We start from the raw sequence: 16453 nt of genomic DNA, 5'->3' as shown, positions 1-16453 counted from the left end.
AGAATAGTTCTTATCATTACCCAATGGCAGTAAGGAGAGTGCATCGCATGAAAACCGCTGTTGTTTATTTCTCACAAAGCGGCGCAACACGGTCCTTTGCCCGCGCGGAAGCCAACGCGCGCGGCGCCGACCTGCTGGAAGCCGTACCTATTAAAAAATATAATCCGCTGACCGCATTTACTCGCGGCTGTCCCGCTGCCATTCGGCAGAAAAGCGTACCGCTGCAGCAAGCGCCCGACCTGTCCGCCTACGAGCGAATTGTCCTGATGGCGCCGGTCTGGGCCGGCTTCCCCGCCCCGCCGTTCAACACCATGGTCAACCTGCTGCCCTCCGGCAAGGAGGTAGAAGTGCTTCTTGTTTCGGCCAGCGGCAGCAGCGAAAAAAGCCACGACAAGGTACGCGCCCTGATTCGCAGCAAAGGCTGCAAGGTCGTCGCCCAGCGGGATATCCGCTCACACCAATGAGCAATTACACCTATATTCTGCGCTGCGTGGACGATACGCTGTACTGCGGCTGGACCAACGACCTGACTGCCCGTTTGGCAGCGCACAACAGCGGCAAGGGCGCCAAGTATACCCGCGGTCGCGGTCCGGTCACACTGGTGTACAGTGAAATTTTCGCCACGCAAAGCGAGGCGATGCGGCGCGAGGCGGAAATTAAACGGCTCCCCCGCGCACAAAAGCAGGCGCTGATTGCAGCGCAAAACAGCGGCGAACTGTTGACCGTTTACGATGCAGACGGACGAGCCTGCGGCGAACGGCCGCGCGCAGTCGTGCATGCGCAAGGGCTATATCACCATGTCTGCCACCTTTGGACCATCGGCATACGCGACGGCATCCCCGGCTTGTGGCTGCAACAGCGTCAGTTTGATCGTCCGCTCTACCCCGGCGGTTTCGATTTGTCCGCCACCGGACATATCGACCCCGGCGAAACGTCGGAAACCGCCATGCTGCGCGAAGCGCAGGAGGAAAGCGGGCTTATCCTGCGCCCGGAAGATATCCTTCCGGCAGGCAGCTACCGCCAACAGTATTCACGGGGCGAGGGCGGCGGCTTTGATGACGAACTTGCCTTTGCTTTTCTCACTCGCATGGACGGAATTCCCCCTTTTTCCCCCGGCTGCGAAGTCGCGGATATGGTTTTCGTCGCGCTGTCCGATTTTGCCGACGCACATGACGTACCACACGACCTGCCTGCCCGCCGCATGGATGGCAGTACCCGAACCATCCCGCACGGAAGTCTGTGCTGTCTGCATCAGAGCGAGTGGGAGGGTGTGCGGCCTTTGCTGGAACAACAACTTCAATAAAAACAGATTTCTCATACGAAAAATGCCGCCGCGCAGTCGTTTCCGACCGCGCGGCGGCTGTTTTTTTACCCCGCTTCTGCGCCCATCCCTCCTGAGGTCCTGGCCTATCACGGCCGAATCCGCATGATGGTAAAGTGGAACAAATCACTGCGCAGATAATCGAGCGAGTACAGCAGGGGATTCCCGCGCGAGTCGTAATGATACTGGCGGAATCCAAAAGCATCGCAGCCTTCCGGAAGCTGCAGTGCATCCCGCAGCGGGTCATCCTGCGGCGGGATGAACAACTCGGTCAACGCACGACTGATTCGAATACCATGCGTCTGCTCCAAATAGGAGAACAGCGAAGCCGGTATATGCTCCTGCAGTTCCGGTGCATACTTGCGCGGCAGATAGCTCAAGCTGGCCGAAATGATACCGCAATCCGCGTGACGAATCCGGCGCAGGATAAAAAATTCCTCTTCCTCCGGCGCTTCAAAAAAATGACTGACATCCGCAGGCACACAGCCCACCGAACACTCCACATGGGACTCCTCTTCGCGAATCCCTGCCGCCGCAATCATTTTGCTCATGCTCTGCAGCTGGGACAGATCGTTGGCAATCCGGCGGGGCTGCTCCAGCAGATAAGTGCCCGAACCATGCTTAGATACCAGCAAGCCGTCGCTGCGCAGCAGGCTCAGCGCCTTACGCCATGTTTCCCGGCTGACCCCCAGCCGCTCCGCCATATGCACTTCGGACGGGAGCTTACTGCCGGGCGCAAACTCACCCGCCTGATACAAGTCTAAAAAGGCCTCTTTTGCGCGTAAGGCAGAAGATTTTTGCTGCATATGTGGTTCCTCCTCCTGTCGCGCGCACGTCCGGTCAAGACCGTGCCGCCATTTTGATATGTACTATTATATATAGTTTTGTCGAAAGTGCAACCTCTCTCTTGTTAATACCAGAACCTATCTGGTCATATTACCCAATTCCACCATCCAAAAAACGTCAATTTGACAAAATTCTACAAGAGGTCTTTACAACTTTTCATGTATATGATATAAAAAAGTACATAGGTGGTCTATACCACTTATCAAGGGGTTGAAAGGAGAAATCATATGGTATCAGGACAATATGCGATACTTTTCGTCATAGGCTTTTTCGTATACATCGCGCTGATGATACTGATTGCCTATCTGACAAGCAAAAAGGGGACCACACAAGGAGAAGACTATTTGATGGGCGGCCGAAACGTCGGCCTGCTGCTGCTGATCTGCACTGCGGCTGCGACAGCAGTGGGAACAGGCACCTCGGTCGGTGCAACGGCAAACGGTTTCCGTGACGGCTGGCTCGGCGCGGTTTATCCGCTGGCCAATGCAATCGGTCTGGTTACGGTTGCATTCTGCTTCTCCCACGTGCGTAAGCACAAATTCCGCACGCTCTGCGAAGAGCTGCAGTTCTACTATGACGGCAGCCCGTACATGCGCAAGTTCATGTCGGTCGTCATCTTTATCGTTTCGATCGTTTGGGTTGGCAGTGCCATCAATGGCGGTGCCAACTATCTGGCTTACCTCATCGGTATGGACATGATCCCCGCCAAGATCATCACCGTGCTTGCCTTTGGCGTATATGTATTCGTCGGTGGCTACATGGCGGTTGTCTGGACCGACGCCATTCAGGCAGTGCTTTTGTTCGGCGGCTTCGTTCTGATTGCTATTCTGGCCATCCCTGCGGCGGGCGGCTATGAAACCATTCGCGCAACCTATGAAGCAGCCGGCAATCCGGGCGCCATGACTGCATTCGGCCTTGGCTCCAAGGGTGTGCTCGGCGTACTGGCAGTTGCTCTTGCTTCCTACTACGGCGCAATGGCCGGCCCGACCGCTCACATGCGCGTCTACACCGCAAAATCCCCCAAGACCGCTCGCAAGGCCATTCTGATCGCAGCGGCAGTCGTTGGCTGCTTCTCGATTCTGCCGGCAATCGTCGGCATGTCCGGCTTCACCATTGCAACCAATACCGGTGCAGAAAGCGTACTGGCAAACCCGGACTTTACCTTCGCTTACATGGCAACGACCGTATTCCCGCCTGCCATCGGCCTCGTATGCCTGATTGCCGGCCTGTCCGCCATCATGTCCTCGGCGGACTCGGACGCCATCGCAGGCGTTACTACCTTCCTGACTGATGTTTATGCGCTCATTTTCAAAAAGCCTGTTGCGGATGAGGATATCCCGAAGTACTCCCGTATCATTCTGGTTATCATGCTGGTTGGCGCGTTTGGCATGACCATCTTCGCAAACGACATCATGAGCTACATCAACAATGTTATCGGCTCGTTCACGCCCGGTATGGCAGTAGCGCTGCTGGTTGGCCGCTTCTGGAAACGTGCAACCTGGCAGGGCGGCGTCGCCACCATGGCCAGCGGCATTGTATTCGGCGTTATTTATCTGGTTTACCAGCCGTTCAACGCTTGGATCACTGAGACCTTTAAAGGCCCGGCGCTTCCGGTAACCATCGTAACCTTTATTTTCTGCATCGTGGTCAGCCTGCTGACTCCTCCCTCTACCCACACTGAGGAAGAGCGCGTAGCACTGGTCATGGCGGAACGCAATCAGGAAAAAACGGCATCGGTCCGTTAAGCAAGCTATCACATGGGGGGTTCGGCAACCGAACCGCCCATGTGTCCGTTTTTCCACGGAGGATCCTTGATGGAACTGTACTTTCTAAATGTCGGCTACGGCGAAGCAATCGTCCTGCTGGATGGCACACACTGTCTGGTCATCGACGGCGGCCCGGGCAGCAGCGACGAGACCTATGACCAGCCCGGCACCATCCGTCTGGCGGATTTTCTGCATCAAAAGGGCGTAACACAAATCGACTGCATGCTTTGCACCCATTTGCACAACGACCATTTGAGCGGTTTGGTGGAGTCGTCCGAACAATTCCCTGTCCGGGAGTTCTGGATCAACTGCTGGCCGACAACCAGCGCAGAGCGTGCGATTTCCGCCGCCCTGCCCGAGTGTCCCGACGACCTGAGTCTGCGCCTGTTTACCACCGGCTTACAGCATTTTGAAACGCTGCGTCAGATTCTTGCCAACCGCAGCATTCAAGTGCGTGAGCGCACGGCTACCGCCGATTATGAGCCGCTGTGGCCGGGCTGCAGCATACGTCTGTTCGGCATGGACGAGCAACGAGCCGCCGAACGACGCACGGAATACGAGACCTTCTGCCAGTTGTCCGATCCCGCCGCGCAGCGGGATGCGATGCGCGCGTTTGACAAGGCGGAAAACACTTGCAGTCTGGCTTGCAGTCTGCAATACGGTGATTGGCGCGTCATGCTGACGGGCGATTTGTGCAGCGGCTGGGACGCGCGCTGTGCCGCGCCGGATTTCCCGCATGCACAGGTGCTCAAGCTAACCCACCACGGCCAACGCGACGGCATGCCGCAAAGTCTGGTCGAAGCCTGTGACCCACAGGTATTCCTGATGTGTGCAGACGAAGCACGCACCTTCTGCAGCGCCTGTGACGAAGTACAGGCACGGGCGGAACAATATCTCACCGAGCGCGGCCGTCCGGCACAGGTCTATACAACCGGTCGTCTGGCATTATCCTTCGGGCTGCAAGACGGCAAGCCGCCCTGTGCACTATGCTGTGTTGCACAAGAACCAACACACTGTATCCCATATTACGCAAAGGAGGTCTGACCCATGGTACTTTTTGAGCAGGACTACTGCTGGACGCCGCAGGACGCACAGCACGACGTACCGTTTTCCTTCACCTGTCCGGACGGAGCAACAGAAGTGCGCCTGTACTTCACCTTTTCCCCCGGCCGGGAAACCTCGGAGGAAATCTGCCGTCCGGAGGTGGAGAAAGCGCTCACACGCTACTACGACTGTTATCCCCACGAATTGCAGCCCATGCGGGCAGAGCAGTTTCTCCCGGTCAAAAACCTGATCACGATCTCATTGGACAAAGACGGAACATACATCGGCAACGCTCACCGCTGGGCGACCGAACAGGAGCACATTCTGACCACCGAAACCGCCTCGCGCGGCTTTAATCCCCCGTCTCGGCTGGAGGGACCATGGGCCGGTATGCTGCATCTGCACGAAGTTATTTCACCGGTGTGCCGCGGCACACTGCGCATCGAAGGGAGGCTGCCCGATGAAGTGGTATCCGGTTGAACTGCATACCCACACAGAGCACAGCGACGGTGATTTCACCGTATCCGGTCTGGTCGAGGCCGCCCATGCGCGCGGCTTTGCCGCCGTGGCACTGACCGACCACAACACCGCTTCCGGTCTGCGCGAATTCTATCCCGCACTTGAGCGCGAAGGATTGACCGGCGTGGCAGGTATCGAATGGACGACGTATTTCGGCCATATGCTGGTACTGGGCGAGCAAGGCTATACCGACTGGCGCGGCGTGCAGCCGTCCGAAATCGACCGTGCAATCGCCTCCATCCATCAGAATGGCGGCATCGTGGGCATCGCGCATCCCTTTGCGCTGTCCAATCCGGTAAACACCGGCTATCACTGGGAATTTCAGGTGGCGGACTGGACGGCAGTCGACTATCTTGAGGTTTGGTCGCGCGACGATGCGCCGCGCAAAATCCAGAGCCTGCGTGCGTTTGCGCTGTGGGAGCAGCTGCTGGACCGCGGCTGCCGCATCACGGCAACGAGCGGCCGCGACTGGCACCGCGAGGATACCTTTGCCTACGCGCACACCTATGTTGGGGTGGACGGTGCACTGACGCAGGACACGATTTTGAACGCGATTCGCGCCGGTCACGTCTGTCTGGCAGCCGGACCGCTGCTGACTATGCGCGGCACGGATGCGCAAGGCGTCAACTGGGAGATTGGCGACGAAGTGGAAGCTGGACCGCTTGAAATCGAGTTGACCATCGACCCGGACACCCTGCCCAACGACTGGGACCGCAGCCAAGTGCAGCTGCAAGAGCTGCGCCTGGTACAAAACGGCCGAATATTAGCCGTTTGTCCGGCACAGACGCACCAGCATCTGCATCTGTCAGCCGCACCGGGCTGGCTGCGTGCCGATTTAATCGGCACATACTACGGTCGTACCGGTCAACATCTTGCCTTTACCAACCCGCTCTTTATCCGTCAAAGGGGGTAAACAGCATGGAGCACCTTATCCTGCTTGGAAATACCACTCTGCGGCTGCTGCTGGCAATCTGCATCGGCGGCGGCATTGGCTGGGAACGTGCCCGCAGCCATCATCCTGCCGGTGTGCGCACACACATGCTGGTGACCATCGGCGCAGCCGTTATTATGCTGTTAGGCAGCCAGACCGTAGGAGAGTTCGTCGGCACTGCCAATTCCGACCCCGCCCGACTGGGTGCGCAGGTCATCTCCGGCATCGGCTTCCTCGGCGCCGGTACCATTATGAAAGAGGGCCGCTCGGTGCGCGGATTGACCACTGCTGCCACGCTCTGGGTTTCCGCCTGTCTCGGCTTGGCTGTCGGCGCAGGACAATATATCATTTCGCTCTGCGGCTTTGCGATTGCCATGCTAGCCCTGCGGCTGTTCAAATTCCCGCGCTTCGAGATTTCTTTCCTTTGCAGCCAGCAGGGGGATTGTTTTCATACCATCTGCAAGACACTGGATTTGCAGGAGGCTAATATCAGCAACTTTTCCAGCCGGGATGTCGATGGAGAACACTCCCGCGTGCGGTTTGAATTATATCTCGGCATACATCAGCGCGATGTATCAACCTCGGATCTGCTGTTGCAGCTGTCCACAATCCCGCACGTTTCCTCTATCAATGTAGATGCGCTGTGACCACTCCCCTGACCTTGGTCTGAAAACAGCGTTACTCTTATCTCTTGTCTCTTACTTGCCTATCTTCTTTTCTTCTTTTCTTCTTTTCTTTTTTGCGGAAAAGCGTGTCGCTCTGCGGCACGCTTTTTCCTTTTCCGCACAAAGGTACCGCTGCCTTCATGGATTTTTCGAGAGCGGATATTCCCCTTGACCGGCTCATCTGGATTTTCCGGTTGTTTGGTGGCTTACTGCTCCATACAATGATATCTCCTTGAAACCCTACAAGAAACTGCGTGGTATCCTCGGCGAGTTTTTTTACAAGTGTGTTTATTGCATCGGTTCTCTTGTCGGTAACTACAATGACTTTGGTTTCCTTGCAGCTATTGTCAATATTGATTTCAACTTGCATTTTCCCACCTCCCGCTTTAAGTATAGTGATAGGATAAGAAAAACGAATAGGTATTTCCACTATTTGTCGATAGATAGTCATTTTCACAGCATAAGTGTTGTGGAATACCGGGTCGCTATCCTGCTGCAAGCTTACCGTAACAGCAAAAAAACGATGCTTTCTTCATGAAAACACCGTTTTTCTTTGCTGCTTTATCAATTTTATTCTATCAACTCATTACGCTGCATCCGCCGCAGTTTTTTTCGAGAAACGAACCAAACCAGTGCGATCCAATGCAATCATCAGCGCCGGAATGAACACCAGCTGCAGAACAATGCCGGGAACCGCAGTCAACAACGCACCGCTCAGGAACAGCTGCCAGGTAAATGCCTGACCGCCCAAGCCCAGCAGCACAATCTCCGCCACACCCCATACGATGCGGCCTGCCGCCATTGCGATAAGCAGCGACCGGTAAAGTGCAAAGATGCACTTCCAGCGCGAGTGCGCATAGAGCGCACCGACAACCAGACCATAAGTTGCCAGTTCAAACGCCATCGCAACACCGGTTGGGAAAATCGGCGGCATGCCAAAGAGGACATAGCGCAGCAACGGCAGGATAAAGCCGATGATTGCGCCATACTGCCAGCCACAGAGCAGACCGCAGATGAGCACCGGAATATGCATTGGCAGCAGCATGCTCCCAATTTGCGGGATCTGTCCGGTAAAGAACGGAAGAATCAGCCCCAGCGCAAGGAACAGTGCAGCCAGAACCAAGTTATGAATGGATTTTCGCATGATAAAAAGCTCCTTTAAAAGTCTTTTCGAGCCGTTTCTTCTGAAACTGCGCAGCCTTCATGGCTTTTTTCAGGAGTTGCCAGAGGGAATCCAGCTGTCTTCTTGACAGCGAAATCATTTTATATACAAAGCGTGTCCGATGACTCGCAAAAAAAACGAGCTGGTATCTATCACCAGCGGATGATACGAAAGCGGATCGCACTCGGTATAATACAGCTTTTCCATCGGGATCCAAACGCGCTCGAACACCTCATAATAGGTACCCTCCCGCGCTTGCAGCCGCGTTTTCTGCTCCTGCTCCGAGCAGGTAAGGAAAATACGCATATCATAGGCATCGGCCAGCATCGGGTGCAGAGAATAGCTGCCCTCCACTATGCTGAGCGGAGCGGGCGCCACAGCCTGCGGTTGCCCCAGCTGCTGCGCCGCGCAGTCAAATACGCGCTGGTATACCGTCGCATCTGCCTGTGCCGGCTGTATGACCTCTGTCCGCAGCCGTTCCAAATCCATATTTCCGGCAGGCTGCTGTTGCCAGTCCATCGCACGTTTTTCAATTGGCAGATAGTAATGGTCCGTATGAAACACCCGGCTCGGAAACAGCGCCTGCAAAAGCGCGGCCAACTGCGTTTTGCCGCTGCCGCAGCAGCCGTCAATGGCAACGAGCAACGGACGCTTTTTCCGCATTTCCTGTGCAATCCGCAGCAAAAGCGGAAAATATCCGGCATATTCCTGCCGCAGCAGCCGGTAATGCGGCTGATACGCTGCGCGAAACTGTGCGCTATGCTGGACCGGCGAAGTGTAATCCCATGCTGTTTGAGACAGCCACCTGCACAAATCGGGTTGCACGGTGCCCAGCCGCTCCAGCCGCTGCCGCAAACGCTCCGAACTCCCTTGGCAATGCAGCATAGTTTGCTGCATCAATCCGGCAAGCAGCCGCGCCGCCTCCGGGCAAAACGCACCATGACGAAGCGGAAACCGACACAAACCGCCGCCAATCCTTTCCGGTTCAACCGGCAAAGCGGCTTCCGGCACCGTTTTCCATTCCTCTGCAATGCTGTTCATCAGCATTTCTCTATTTTCGCCCAAATGCATCGGGCCAAACTCACTTTGATAGAGCAGCTTGATGCAATCCTGCGCTTCCATCAGCGGATACCGTGCACGATGTGCACGCAGCAGTGCCTCATAATCCTGTCCGCTCATTCCGCAACGACCTGCATCACGACCTGTACCGCACGGCGCAGGTATTCTTCCAGACGGCAATCCTCGGTACCCGCCACATAAATCCCGCAGGTGGAGGACGGAATCAATATTTTCTTTGCATCCGCACCCGAAATGGCAATTGCCATTTGCGGTGAAACCTCACCCAGAATACCGTTGGCCATCACAACGCCGATGGGTCCCAAAATCACATCCGCACGCGCGGCATTGAACATAACGGCGTTTTCTCCCGTTGCGCCATGGTTGGCGCCTGCTTTCAGCATGGCGTTGGTCGCCAATACATTGGTACCGACACCAATCAATTCGCAATTTTCAGGCAGGCAGGACCGCAGCAGTTTTACCAACTGGCTGCCAATACCGCCGCCCTGTCCGTCAACCACCAGAACGCGGCAGACGTTCGACTGATTCCTCATTTCCCCAAAACCCCTCAGCAAGATGTCCAAAAAACAGCAGACATGTTTATACTACTATACCATATTCCGGTGCAAAAAGAAAGCGGTGCCAGGTTTCCTCCTCGCAAGCTGCTTTCTCCTCCCTTAGCAGGCATCAAAAAAAGTGGCGCGCCCTCATCAACGCACCACTTTCACCAATCACTTGTCTCTCGCAGCCTAAGGACAGGGCTTACCGGTTCAAGGCTCCAATCACAATATTGACCGCAAGACAGACCGCAGCCCCGACTGCGCAGAGCACTGCGCGCCGCCGGCATGCTTTTGCCTTCGGATCTGCCTGCTTATCCTCCGTTCCTTCGACACGGCCGCAAATCATGCCATACCGCATCTGCTGGAAAACCGTCAGCGCTGCCAGCACCGCAAACGCGAGCAGCAGCACGCGCTGCACCGTCTGCATATCAGTGAATCAGATTGAGCACGAGCGCAGCAATGACGAACACCACGCCCACAACCGAGGTCAGGCGGGCAAATACTTTATCTGCTGCCGTAGCCTTGCCTGCGCCGAAAAAGGTTTCCGCGCCGCCGGAAACAGCGCCCAGACCCTGCTGTGCGCCGCTCTGCAGCAGAACCACAATGATCAGGAACAGGCTGGCAACAATCATTACAATCGAAAGTGCAATTTGTGCGGTAGTCATAATTACGATTCCTCCACTGTTTTTCATTCCGTTATCGCGCCAAAACATGGCACGCTATATTTGCGTACATGATACTATAGCACAATAAATGCGAAATTTCAAGTATTTTTTCGCAAAACAGGCTGCAAAATATTCTTCAATGGTGCACCCATGCGATTTGTATATATCTTGTGCGCTTCTAAATCAACAACCGCAAAGTGTATGGAGGACCAGCCATGCTTGCCGTTCTCAAACTGCCGCTCCGCGGTCAACTGACGCACTTTTTTCTGCATATCGCGCTCCACGTGCTGCGTCGCCAAAATAAAGGACACGATGGAAAAACCGTGCGCGGCATTGGGCTGCACGAGCGCCTGCTCCGCCCGCTTGGCATACTCCCACCAGTCTGCCAGCGCCGCCGTACTCAGTTCAGGCTGAGCAAACAGCAGACGGTACTCATGCGCATGACTGGATGTCCCTATCGTCATCATCCCCAGCAGCTTTTTCTGGCTGGTCACATCAAACCGACTGAACAGGGCCGCTGTACGTCCGGCAATTTCAGCATTCTGCGTGGAAACAAACGCCGGATCCAATCCCCGCATCAATCGGCTGCGCAAATCGACAAATTCGGTTGAAAAATCCATTGGTCTCCTCCCGCTTACAGGTCTGCCGGATACTCGCCCTGTCTGGTCATCTCTGCAATGGCAGCACAGACGGTCGGCTTATCCTCTCGATAGGTAACGCCAAACCAGCGCGCCGTAGTGGTCAGCACCTTGGCAGTTGCGCGTCCCGATTGAATCAGTTCATCGACTGCAAACGGCAGATAATACTCGCCCTTCATTGGGTTCTGCGGCAGCTTTTCCGCAAAAAAGCGGCGCAGTCCCTCCTCCAGCGTCGGGAGGAAGGAAGGCGTAAAGCCCCACAGATTGAGCGAAACCGGTGTCCCCGCCGGGATTTCTCCTGCCGGCGCGTCGCCGTCTGCTGCGTAGACAATCCGCCCGTCCGGTGTACGCGAAATCGCGGTGCGCTCGACAATGCCGGTCAACAGACCGTTTTCATCCGCTGTGCACACGCCGCGCGATACCGTACCGTTTTCGGTCAGGGTATTCTCCACCTGATAGCCGACCATGCAGTACCGGTATTTTTCATCGTCCTGCGCAGTGGACAGAAAATCATACATTTTCCGGAACGCATCCGCGCCGTAAAAATCATCCGCATTGATGACTGCAATCGGCGCGCCCGCTGTCAGCTCACTGGCACACCAGACAGCATGCGCCGTGCCGAGCGGCTTTTCACGTCCCTCAGGCGCATGCAACCCCTCCGGCAGCTTGTCCAGCGTCTGATAAGCGTAATCCACCTGCATAAAGCGGCGCGCCTTACGGCCAATCGCCTGCTCAAACGCCTCATGCAGTTCGGGCCGGATGATAAACACAACCCGTTCAAACCCTGCGCGATGTGCGTCATAAATTGAATAATCCAGAATGATCTGCCCATTCGGACCGACCGGGTCAATCTGCTTGAGTCCGCCGTAACGCGAGCCCATGCCCGCAGCCATAATCACCAAAACCGGCTTTGCCATTGCGCACTTCTCCTTCTTTGCGGCGGCCGCGCCGCCGGATACTTTTTTATCCAGTCTTTGCTCCAGTAAAACGGGCTTTTTCCATGTTTTTTTCCATGTTTAATCTCCCCGCCCGTCTGGAATACTTCATTATTATACAAGACCATATCATAAAACACAAGATGTTTGCAGCGCACGCGCTCTTTTTTGTCGAAAAGCATGAAAATCCTGTTACAGTGCGCCCAACGATTGCAAAACGGCTGGAAAACTGCTAAAATGGTGCTGTTAAAAAAATGTCAGACTAACACACGCGATGATACAGAGAGGAATATGTTTCGATGCGTAAAACCAAAATTATTTGTACGCTCGGCCCTGCGACCGACGCGGTTCTTCCCGAAATGATCAAGGCAGGCATGAACGTCGCCCGCATGAATTTCAGCCATGGTTCTCACGAGGAGCACAAGGCTCGTATGGATGCTGTCAAGGCAGCGCGTGAAGAACTGGGTATGCCGGTCGGCATCATGCTCGATACCAAGGGTCCGGAAATCCGCACCAAGACGTATAAGGACGGCAAGATTGAAATTGTGGAGGGACAGGAATTTACCCTGACCACCCGCGACATCGAAGGCGATAACACCATCGTCTCCATCACCTACGAGGGCCTGCCGGCGGACGTACAGCCCGGTACACGCATCCTGATCGACGACGGTCTGGTTGCTTTTGACGTTATCGAAGTCAAGAACGGTACGGACATTGTCTGCCGCGCGCTCAACGGCGGCCCGCTTTCCAACCGCAAGTCCATCAACGTTCCCGGCATTAAGCTGAACATGCAGTTCGTGTCCGATAAGGACCGCGCGGATATCGAGTTCGGTCTGGAGCAGGGCATTGATTTCATCGCTGCCTCCTTCACCCGTTCCGCTCAGGACGTGCGCGACATCAAGGCAATCCTCAAGGCACACGGCAAGGAAGATGTTGAAATCATCTGCAAAATCGAAAATATGGAAGGCGTCAACAACATTCAGGAAATCCTCGACGAGGCCAACGGTGTTATGGTTGCCCGCGGCGACCTCGGCGTAGAGGTTCCGTTTGAAGTGCTGCCGGAAATTCAGAAGAATATCATCAAGACCTGCATTTCTCGCGGCAAGCGCGTTGTCACCGCGACCCAGATGCTCGAAAGCATGGCCAAGAACCCGCGTCCGACCCGTGCGGAGGTTTCCGACGTTGCAAACGCGGTTTACGACGGCACCAGCGCTATCATGCTGTCCGGCGAGACCTCGGTCGGCAAGTATCCGGTTGAGACCGTCAAAACCATGAGCATGATTGCAGAGAACGCAGAAAAGACCATCCACTACGACCGCCGCCGCGCGACCCGTCTGGAATTCCAGAACATGAATGTTGCCGGCGACCTCAAGACGCTGGCAATTTCGCACGCAACCTGCTCCACCACCGCCGATCTGGGCGCAAAGTGCATTGTTGCGTTCACTGAGTCCGGCTCCACCGCACGCGCGGTATCGACCTATCGCCCCGGCGCACCGATCATTGCTGCAACGCCTAACGGAAAGACCTTCCACCGTCTGAGCATGTCCTGGGGTGTTCATCCTGTGATGGTTCCCAATCGTCCCACCTCGGGTACCGAGCTGTATGACCTTTCCGAGCAGGCTGCCATCAGCGCAGTGGATCTGCGCGTGGGCGATATCATCACCATCACTGCCGGTATGCCGGTCGGCCACGTCAACTATACCAACACGCTGCGTGTGCATCAGCTGACCGAACGGTCGTTCGCGCAGCTCGTACAGGATTGATTTTATGTCTCTCAAACGCTTCCAGCGCAGACTTGTCCGCATACTGACTGTTCTGGTTATTTTGTCCATCATCTTCTGCCTTGGCCTGTACGCCTATCGGTCATTTTTCGGCTTCACCTATGACAGCTTCCTGTCTGGGCAGGATCTGGCAGCCGGTGTTAAGGCGGATGAAAACATCACCAATATTGCGCTGTTTGGTCTGGACACCCGCGAGGGTGATACCCAAAGCCATTCGGACTGTATGATGATTGTCACTGTGGACAATACGCGCGGCAAGATTAAGCTCATCAGCCTGATGCGCGATTCTCTCGTCAATATTGACGACCATGGTGAGGACAAGCTCAACGCCGCCTATTTCCTCGGCGGGCCAAGTCTTGCCATCCGCACCATCAACCAGAATTTCGGCACAGACATCACTGAATATATTGCAGTGAATTTTGAGCAGCTGGTCGAAATTATCGATGCGCTGGGCGGTGTAGAGATCAATGTAGAAACCACCGCGGAACTTCTTGAACTAAACCGTGTCATCCGCGATTACGGCATCGAGCAAGGCAAGGAATTTGCCGGTGTAGAGCAGACCGGCCTGCAAACGCTGGACGGTGTGCAGGCACTGTGCTACGGCCGTATCCGTAAGGGCGGCACAGGTGATGACTGGGCGCGTGTAGAACGTCAGAGCATTGTTCTGGAAGCCATGTTCACCAAGGTGCAGTCCATGGGAGCGAGCGAGTTAATCGGATTGATGCAAAAGATTGTCCCCTATGTGACAACTTCGCTCAAACCAACCGAAATTGCTCCGCTGATTGTCGGCGCTGTCAAGGATGGCGTCCCAACGCTGGAGCATACCCGCGTCCCGTTGGATGGCGAATGGGATTATTACGGCTCCTCCAGCCAGTACATCCTATATGATTTGGATGTGGCCGCTGACCATATCCATGAATACATCTATAACGATGTATTTCCCGGCGAGACTCCTTCTACGTCTTCCTCCGGTTCCAGCACCACCAGCACGGATACGACTAACGAGCCGTTGGGCGGCGTCGATTACGATGAGCCACCGACCGCACCGGCCACCACAGACGATACCTCTTCTTCGGACAGCACGGTTGATCCCGCTTCCCTCGCGGAAGAGGGCGGACGCTATGACCCGGCAACAGGGGACTATTATGACTCCGATGGCGACCGCTATCATCTGGATGAATCCGGTAATCGGGTGTATTATTAAATCAATATGATCCGTATAGGGGGTATGATACCAAGATCATACCCCCTATTTATAACTGACACAGAAAGAGGAAAACAACCAGTATGTATGTTAAACGTGTTCTTCCCAACGGGGTGCGCCTGATCTCGGAGAAACTGGATACCGTGCGGACGGCATCGGTCGGCATCTGGGTTGGCAACGGCAGTCGGTATGAGCCGGCTGCACTGAACGGTATTTCTCATTTCATTGAGCATATGATCTTCAAAGGCACGGAAAAGCGCTCTGCTCAGCATATTGCCATCGCTATCGATGCTCTGGGCGGACAGGCTAACGCCTTTACCGACAAGGAATGTACGTGCTATTATATGAAGGTGCTGGATAAACGGCTCAAAACCGGCATCTCTATCCTGGCGGATATGTTCATGCATTCGCGTTTTGCGCAGGAGGATATCGACTTGGAGCGCGGCGTTGTGCTGGAAGAAATCGACATGTACGAGGACTCTCCGGAGGATGTCGCCATTGACAAGCTGTTTGAACAGTGCTATGACGGTTCGGCGCTGGGCCGCCCCATTCTGGGTACGGCAGAAACCCTGCAAACGATTAACTCGGAAGCGATGCACGACTATATGCATCGTTATTACCGTCCTGCGGATACGGTTGTCGCTGTTTCCGGCCATTTTACCGAGGACGATCTGGATTATATTGCCGAGCTGTTTTCGCATATGGAAGGCGATGGACGCAACCAGATTACCCCCGCAGTCTATCAGCCCAGCCTGATGCTGCGTGAAAAGGATATTGAACAGAATCACTTGTGCCTGTCTTTCCCGGGCGTATCGCTGCTGTCCGAGGACCGCTTTGCAATGAACCTGCTCAGCTCCATTCTTGGCGGCGGCATGTCCTCCCGCCTGTTTCAAGGAGTACGCGAACAGAACGGCCTCTGCTATTCGATCTACACCTTCACCACGCCGCATCTGGATACCGGTCTGCTGTCCATTTACACCGGCCTTGGCGCGGAAACCGAGCACAAGGCACTGGAGCTGATTGTACGTGAACTGCACCGCTTTTGCGAGGACGGGCCTACTCCCGACGAGCTTTCGCGCTGCCGTGAACAGGTCAAAACCACGCTGCTGATGGGACTGGAAAACACCGGTACGCGTATGATGACCATTGGCCGCAGCGAGCTGCTGCGTGGACAGGTTGCAGCGGTAGAGCAAGTGCTTGCCGATTACGACAAGGTCACCGCCGAGGACCTGCTTGAGTTGGCACGCCGCGTATTCGACTTTGAACAGGTTTCTCTCGCCGTAGTCGGTCAGCCCGACCGCGCCGAAAGTTATCGTGCGCTGCTGCAATAAATATTACGTCTATCCAAAAGAGCCGACGG

Annotated in this window: 19 protein-coding genes; 10 read left to right on the top strand and 9 right to left on the bottom strand. The window is 55.3% G+C overall.

Annotated features, from left to right (window positions below; translation table 11 throughout):
* Window positions 1-47 precede the first annotated feature (47 nt).
* Window positions 48-464: a flavodoxin family protein gene (locus ACESSO_RS13005; RefSeq protein WP_373165917.1), complete on the top strand. Its 417-nt coding sequence runs from the start codon at window positions 48-50 to the stop codon at window positions 462-464.
* A complete protein-coding gene (locus ACESSO_RS13000; RefSeq protein WP_373165914.1) occupies window positions 461-1303 on the top strand; it encodes a GIY-YIG nuclease family protein in 843 nt (280 codons plus the stop codon). Before ACESSO_RS13005 ends, ACESSO_RS13000 begins: the two co-directional genes overlap by 4 nt.
* A 107-nt stretch (window positions 1304-1410) precedes the next feature.
* On the opposite strand, the gene ACESSO_RS12995 is transcribed toward ACESSO_RS13000, so the two are convergent.
* Window positions 1411-2127 (bottom strand): GntR family transcriptional regulator, encoded by a 717-nt coding sequence (locus tag ACESSO_RS12995; protein ID WP_373165912.1) that lies wholly within the window; start codon window positions 2125-2127, stop codon window positions 1411-1413.
* 267 nt (window positions 2128-2394) lie between these two features.
* Between ACESSO_RS12995 and ACESSO_RS12990 the strand changes: the two genes are divergently transcribed.
* From ACESSO_RS12990 to ACESSO_RS12970, 5 genes are all read left to right on the top strand, one after another.
* Window positions 2395-3912, top strand: coding sequence for a sodium:solute symporter (locus ACESSO_RS12990; RefSeq protein WP_373165909.1), 1518 nt, complete (start codon window positions 2395-2397; stop codon window positions 3910-3912).
* A 69-nt stretch (window positions 3913-3981) separates the two neighbouring features.
* The gene (locus tag ACESSO_RS12985) at window positions 3982-4977 is read left to right on the top strand and encodes a ComEC/Rec2 family competence protein (protein ID WP_373165907.1); all 996 of its coding nucleotides are present in this window, start codon (window positions 3982-3984) and stop codon (window positions 4975-4977) included.
* A 3-nt stretch (window positions 4978-4980) separates the two neighbouring features.
* On the top strand, window positions 4981-5457 hold the full coding sequence (locus ACESSO_RS12980) for a hypothetical protein (RefSeq protein ID WP_373165905.1): 477 nt from the start codon (window positions 4981-4983) through the stop codon (window positions 5455-5457).
* Window positions 5438-6409 (top strand): CehA/McbA family metallohydrolase, encoded by a 972-nt coding sequence (locus ACESSO_RS12975; protein WP_373165902.1) that lies wholly within the window; start codon window positions 5438-5440, stop codon window positions 6407-6409. Before ACESSO_RS12980 ends, ACESSO_RS12975 begins: the two co-directional genes overlap by 20 nt.
* 5 nt (window positions 6410-6414) lie before the next feature.
* Complete coding sequence (locus ACESSO_RS12970; protein ID WP_373165901.1) at window positions 6415-7074, top strand: MgtC/SapB family protein; 660 nt, start codon at window positions 6415-6417, stop codon at window positions 7072-7074.
* A gap of 37 nt (window positions 7075-7111) precedes the next feature.
* Here ACESSO_RS12970 and ACESSO_RS12965 read toward each other — a convergent pair whose 3' ends face one another.
* The 8 genes from ACESSO_RS12965 to ACESSO_RS12930 all read right to left on the bottom strand — a co-directional run bounded on the left by ACESSO_RS12965 (window position 7112) and on the right by ACESSO_RS12930 (window position 12090).
* On the bottom strand, window positions 7112-7591 hold the full coding sequence (locus tag ACESSO_RS12965; RefSeq protein WP_373165899.1) for a hypothetical protein: 480 nt from the start codon (window positions 7589-7591) through the stop codon (window positions 7112-7114).
* An 87-nt stretch (window positions 7592-7678) separates the two neighbouring features.
* Window positions 7679-8236 (bottom strand): ECF transporter S component, encoded by a 558-nt coding sequence (locus ACESSO_RS12960; RefSeq protein WP_373165898.1) that lies wholly within the window; start codon window positions 8234-8236, stop codon window positions 7679-7681.
* Window positions 8237-8350: 114 nt separating this feature from the next.
* Entirely contained in the window at window positions 8351-9433 is a 1083-nt protein-coding gene (locus ACESSO_RS12955; RefSeq protein ID WP_373165897.1) for a uridine kinase, read from the bottom strand.
* Complete coding sequence (locus tag ACESSO_RS12950) at window positions 9430-9864, bottom strand: DUF3842 family protein (protein WP_373165895.1); 435 nt, start codon at window positions 9862-9864, stop codon at window positions 9430-9432. Before ACESSO_RS12950 ends, ACESSO_RS12955 begins: the two co-directional genes overlap by 4 nt.
* A gap of 208 nt (window positions 9865-10072) precedes the next feature.
* On the bottom strand, window positions 10073-10297 hold the full coding sequence (locus ACESSO_RS12945; protein WP_373165894.1) for a hypothetical protein: 225 nt from the start codon (window positions 10295-10297) through the stop codon (window positions 10073-10075).
* Window position 10298: 1 nt separating this feature from the next.
* Window positions 10299-10535, bottom strand: a complete 237-nt coding sequence (gene secG / locus ACESSO_RS12940; RefSeq protein WP_373165893.1) for a preprotein translocase subunit SecG — start codon at window positions 10533-10535, stop codon at window positions 10299-10301.
* Window positions 10536-10633: 98 nt separating this feature from the next.
* The gene (locus ACESSO_RS12935) at window positions 10634-11155 is read right to left on the bottom strand and encodes a hypothetical protein (protein WP_373165892.1); all 522 of its coding nucleotides are present in this window, start codon (window positions 11153-11155) and stop codon (window positions 10634-10636) included.
* A gap of 14 nt (window positions 11156-11169) precedes the next feature.
* Window positions 11170-12090 carry a sugar phosphate nucleotidyltransferase gene (locus ACESSO_RS12930; protein WP_373165891.1) on the bottom strand — a complete coding sequence of 307 codons (921 nt, stop codon included), beginning with the start codon at window positions 12088-12090 and terminating at the stop codon, window positions 11170-11172.
* A 317-nt stretch (window positions 12091-12407) separates the two neighbouring features.
* Here ACESSO_RS12930 and pyk point away from each other — a divergent pair, with 317 nt between their 5' ends.
* The 3 genes from pyk to ACESSO_RS12915 all read left to right on the top strand — a co-directional run bounded on the left by pyk (window position 12408) and on the right by ACESSO_RS12915 (window position 16424).
* Entirely contained in the window at window positions 12408-13871 is a 1464-nt protein-coding gene (pyk, locus tag ACESSO_RS12925; protein WP_373165889.1) for a pyruvate kinase, read from the top strand.
* A gap of 4 nt (window positions 13872-13875) precedes the next feature.
* Window positions 13876-15093, top strand: a complete 1218-nt coding sequence (locus ACESSO_RS12920; protein WP_373165887.1) for an LCP family protein — start codon at window positions 13876-13878, stop codon at window positions 15091-15093.
* 83 nt (window positions 15094-15176) lie between these two features.
* Window positions 15177-16424: a M16 family metallopeptidase gene (locus ACESSO_RS12915; RefSeq protein WP_373165886.1), complete on the top strand. Its 1248-nt coding sequence runs from the start codon at window positions 15177-15179 to the stop codon at window positions 16422-16424.
* Window positions 16425-16453 lie beyond the last annotated feature (29 nt).

The organism is Agathobaculum sp. Marseille-P7918 (genome assembly GCF_964248325.1).
Taxonomy (GTDB): Bacteria; Bacillota; Clostridia; order Oscillospirales; family Butyricicoccaceae; genus Agathobaculum.
The sequence above is the reverse complement of the archived record's forward strand: the minus strand, read 5'-3'. Positions and strand labels throughout refer to the sequence as shown.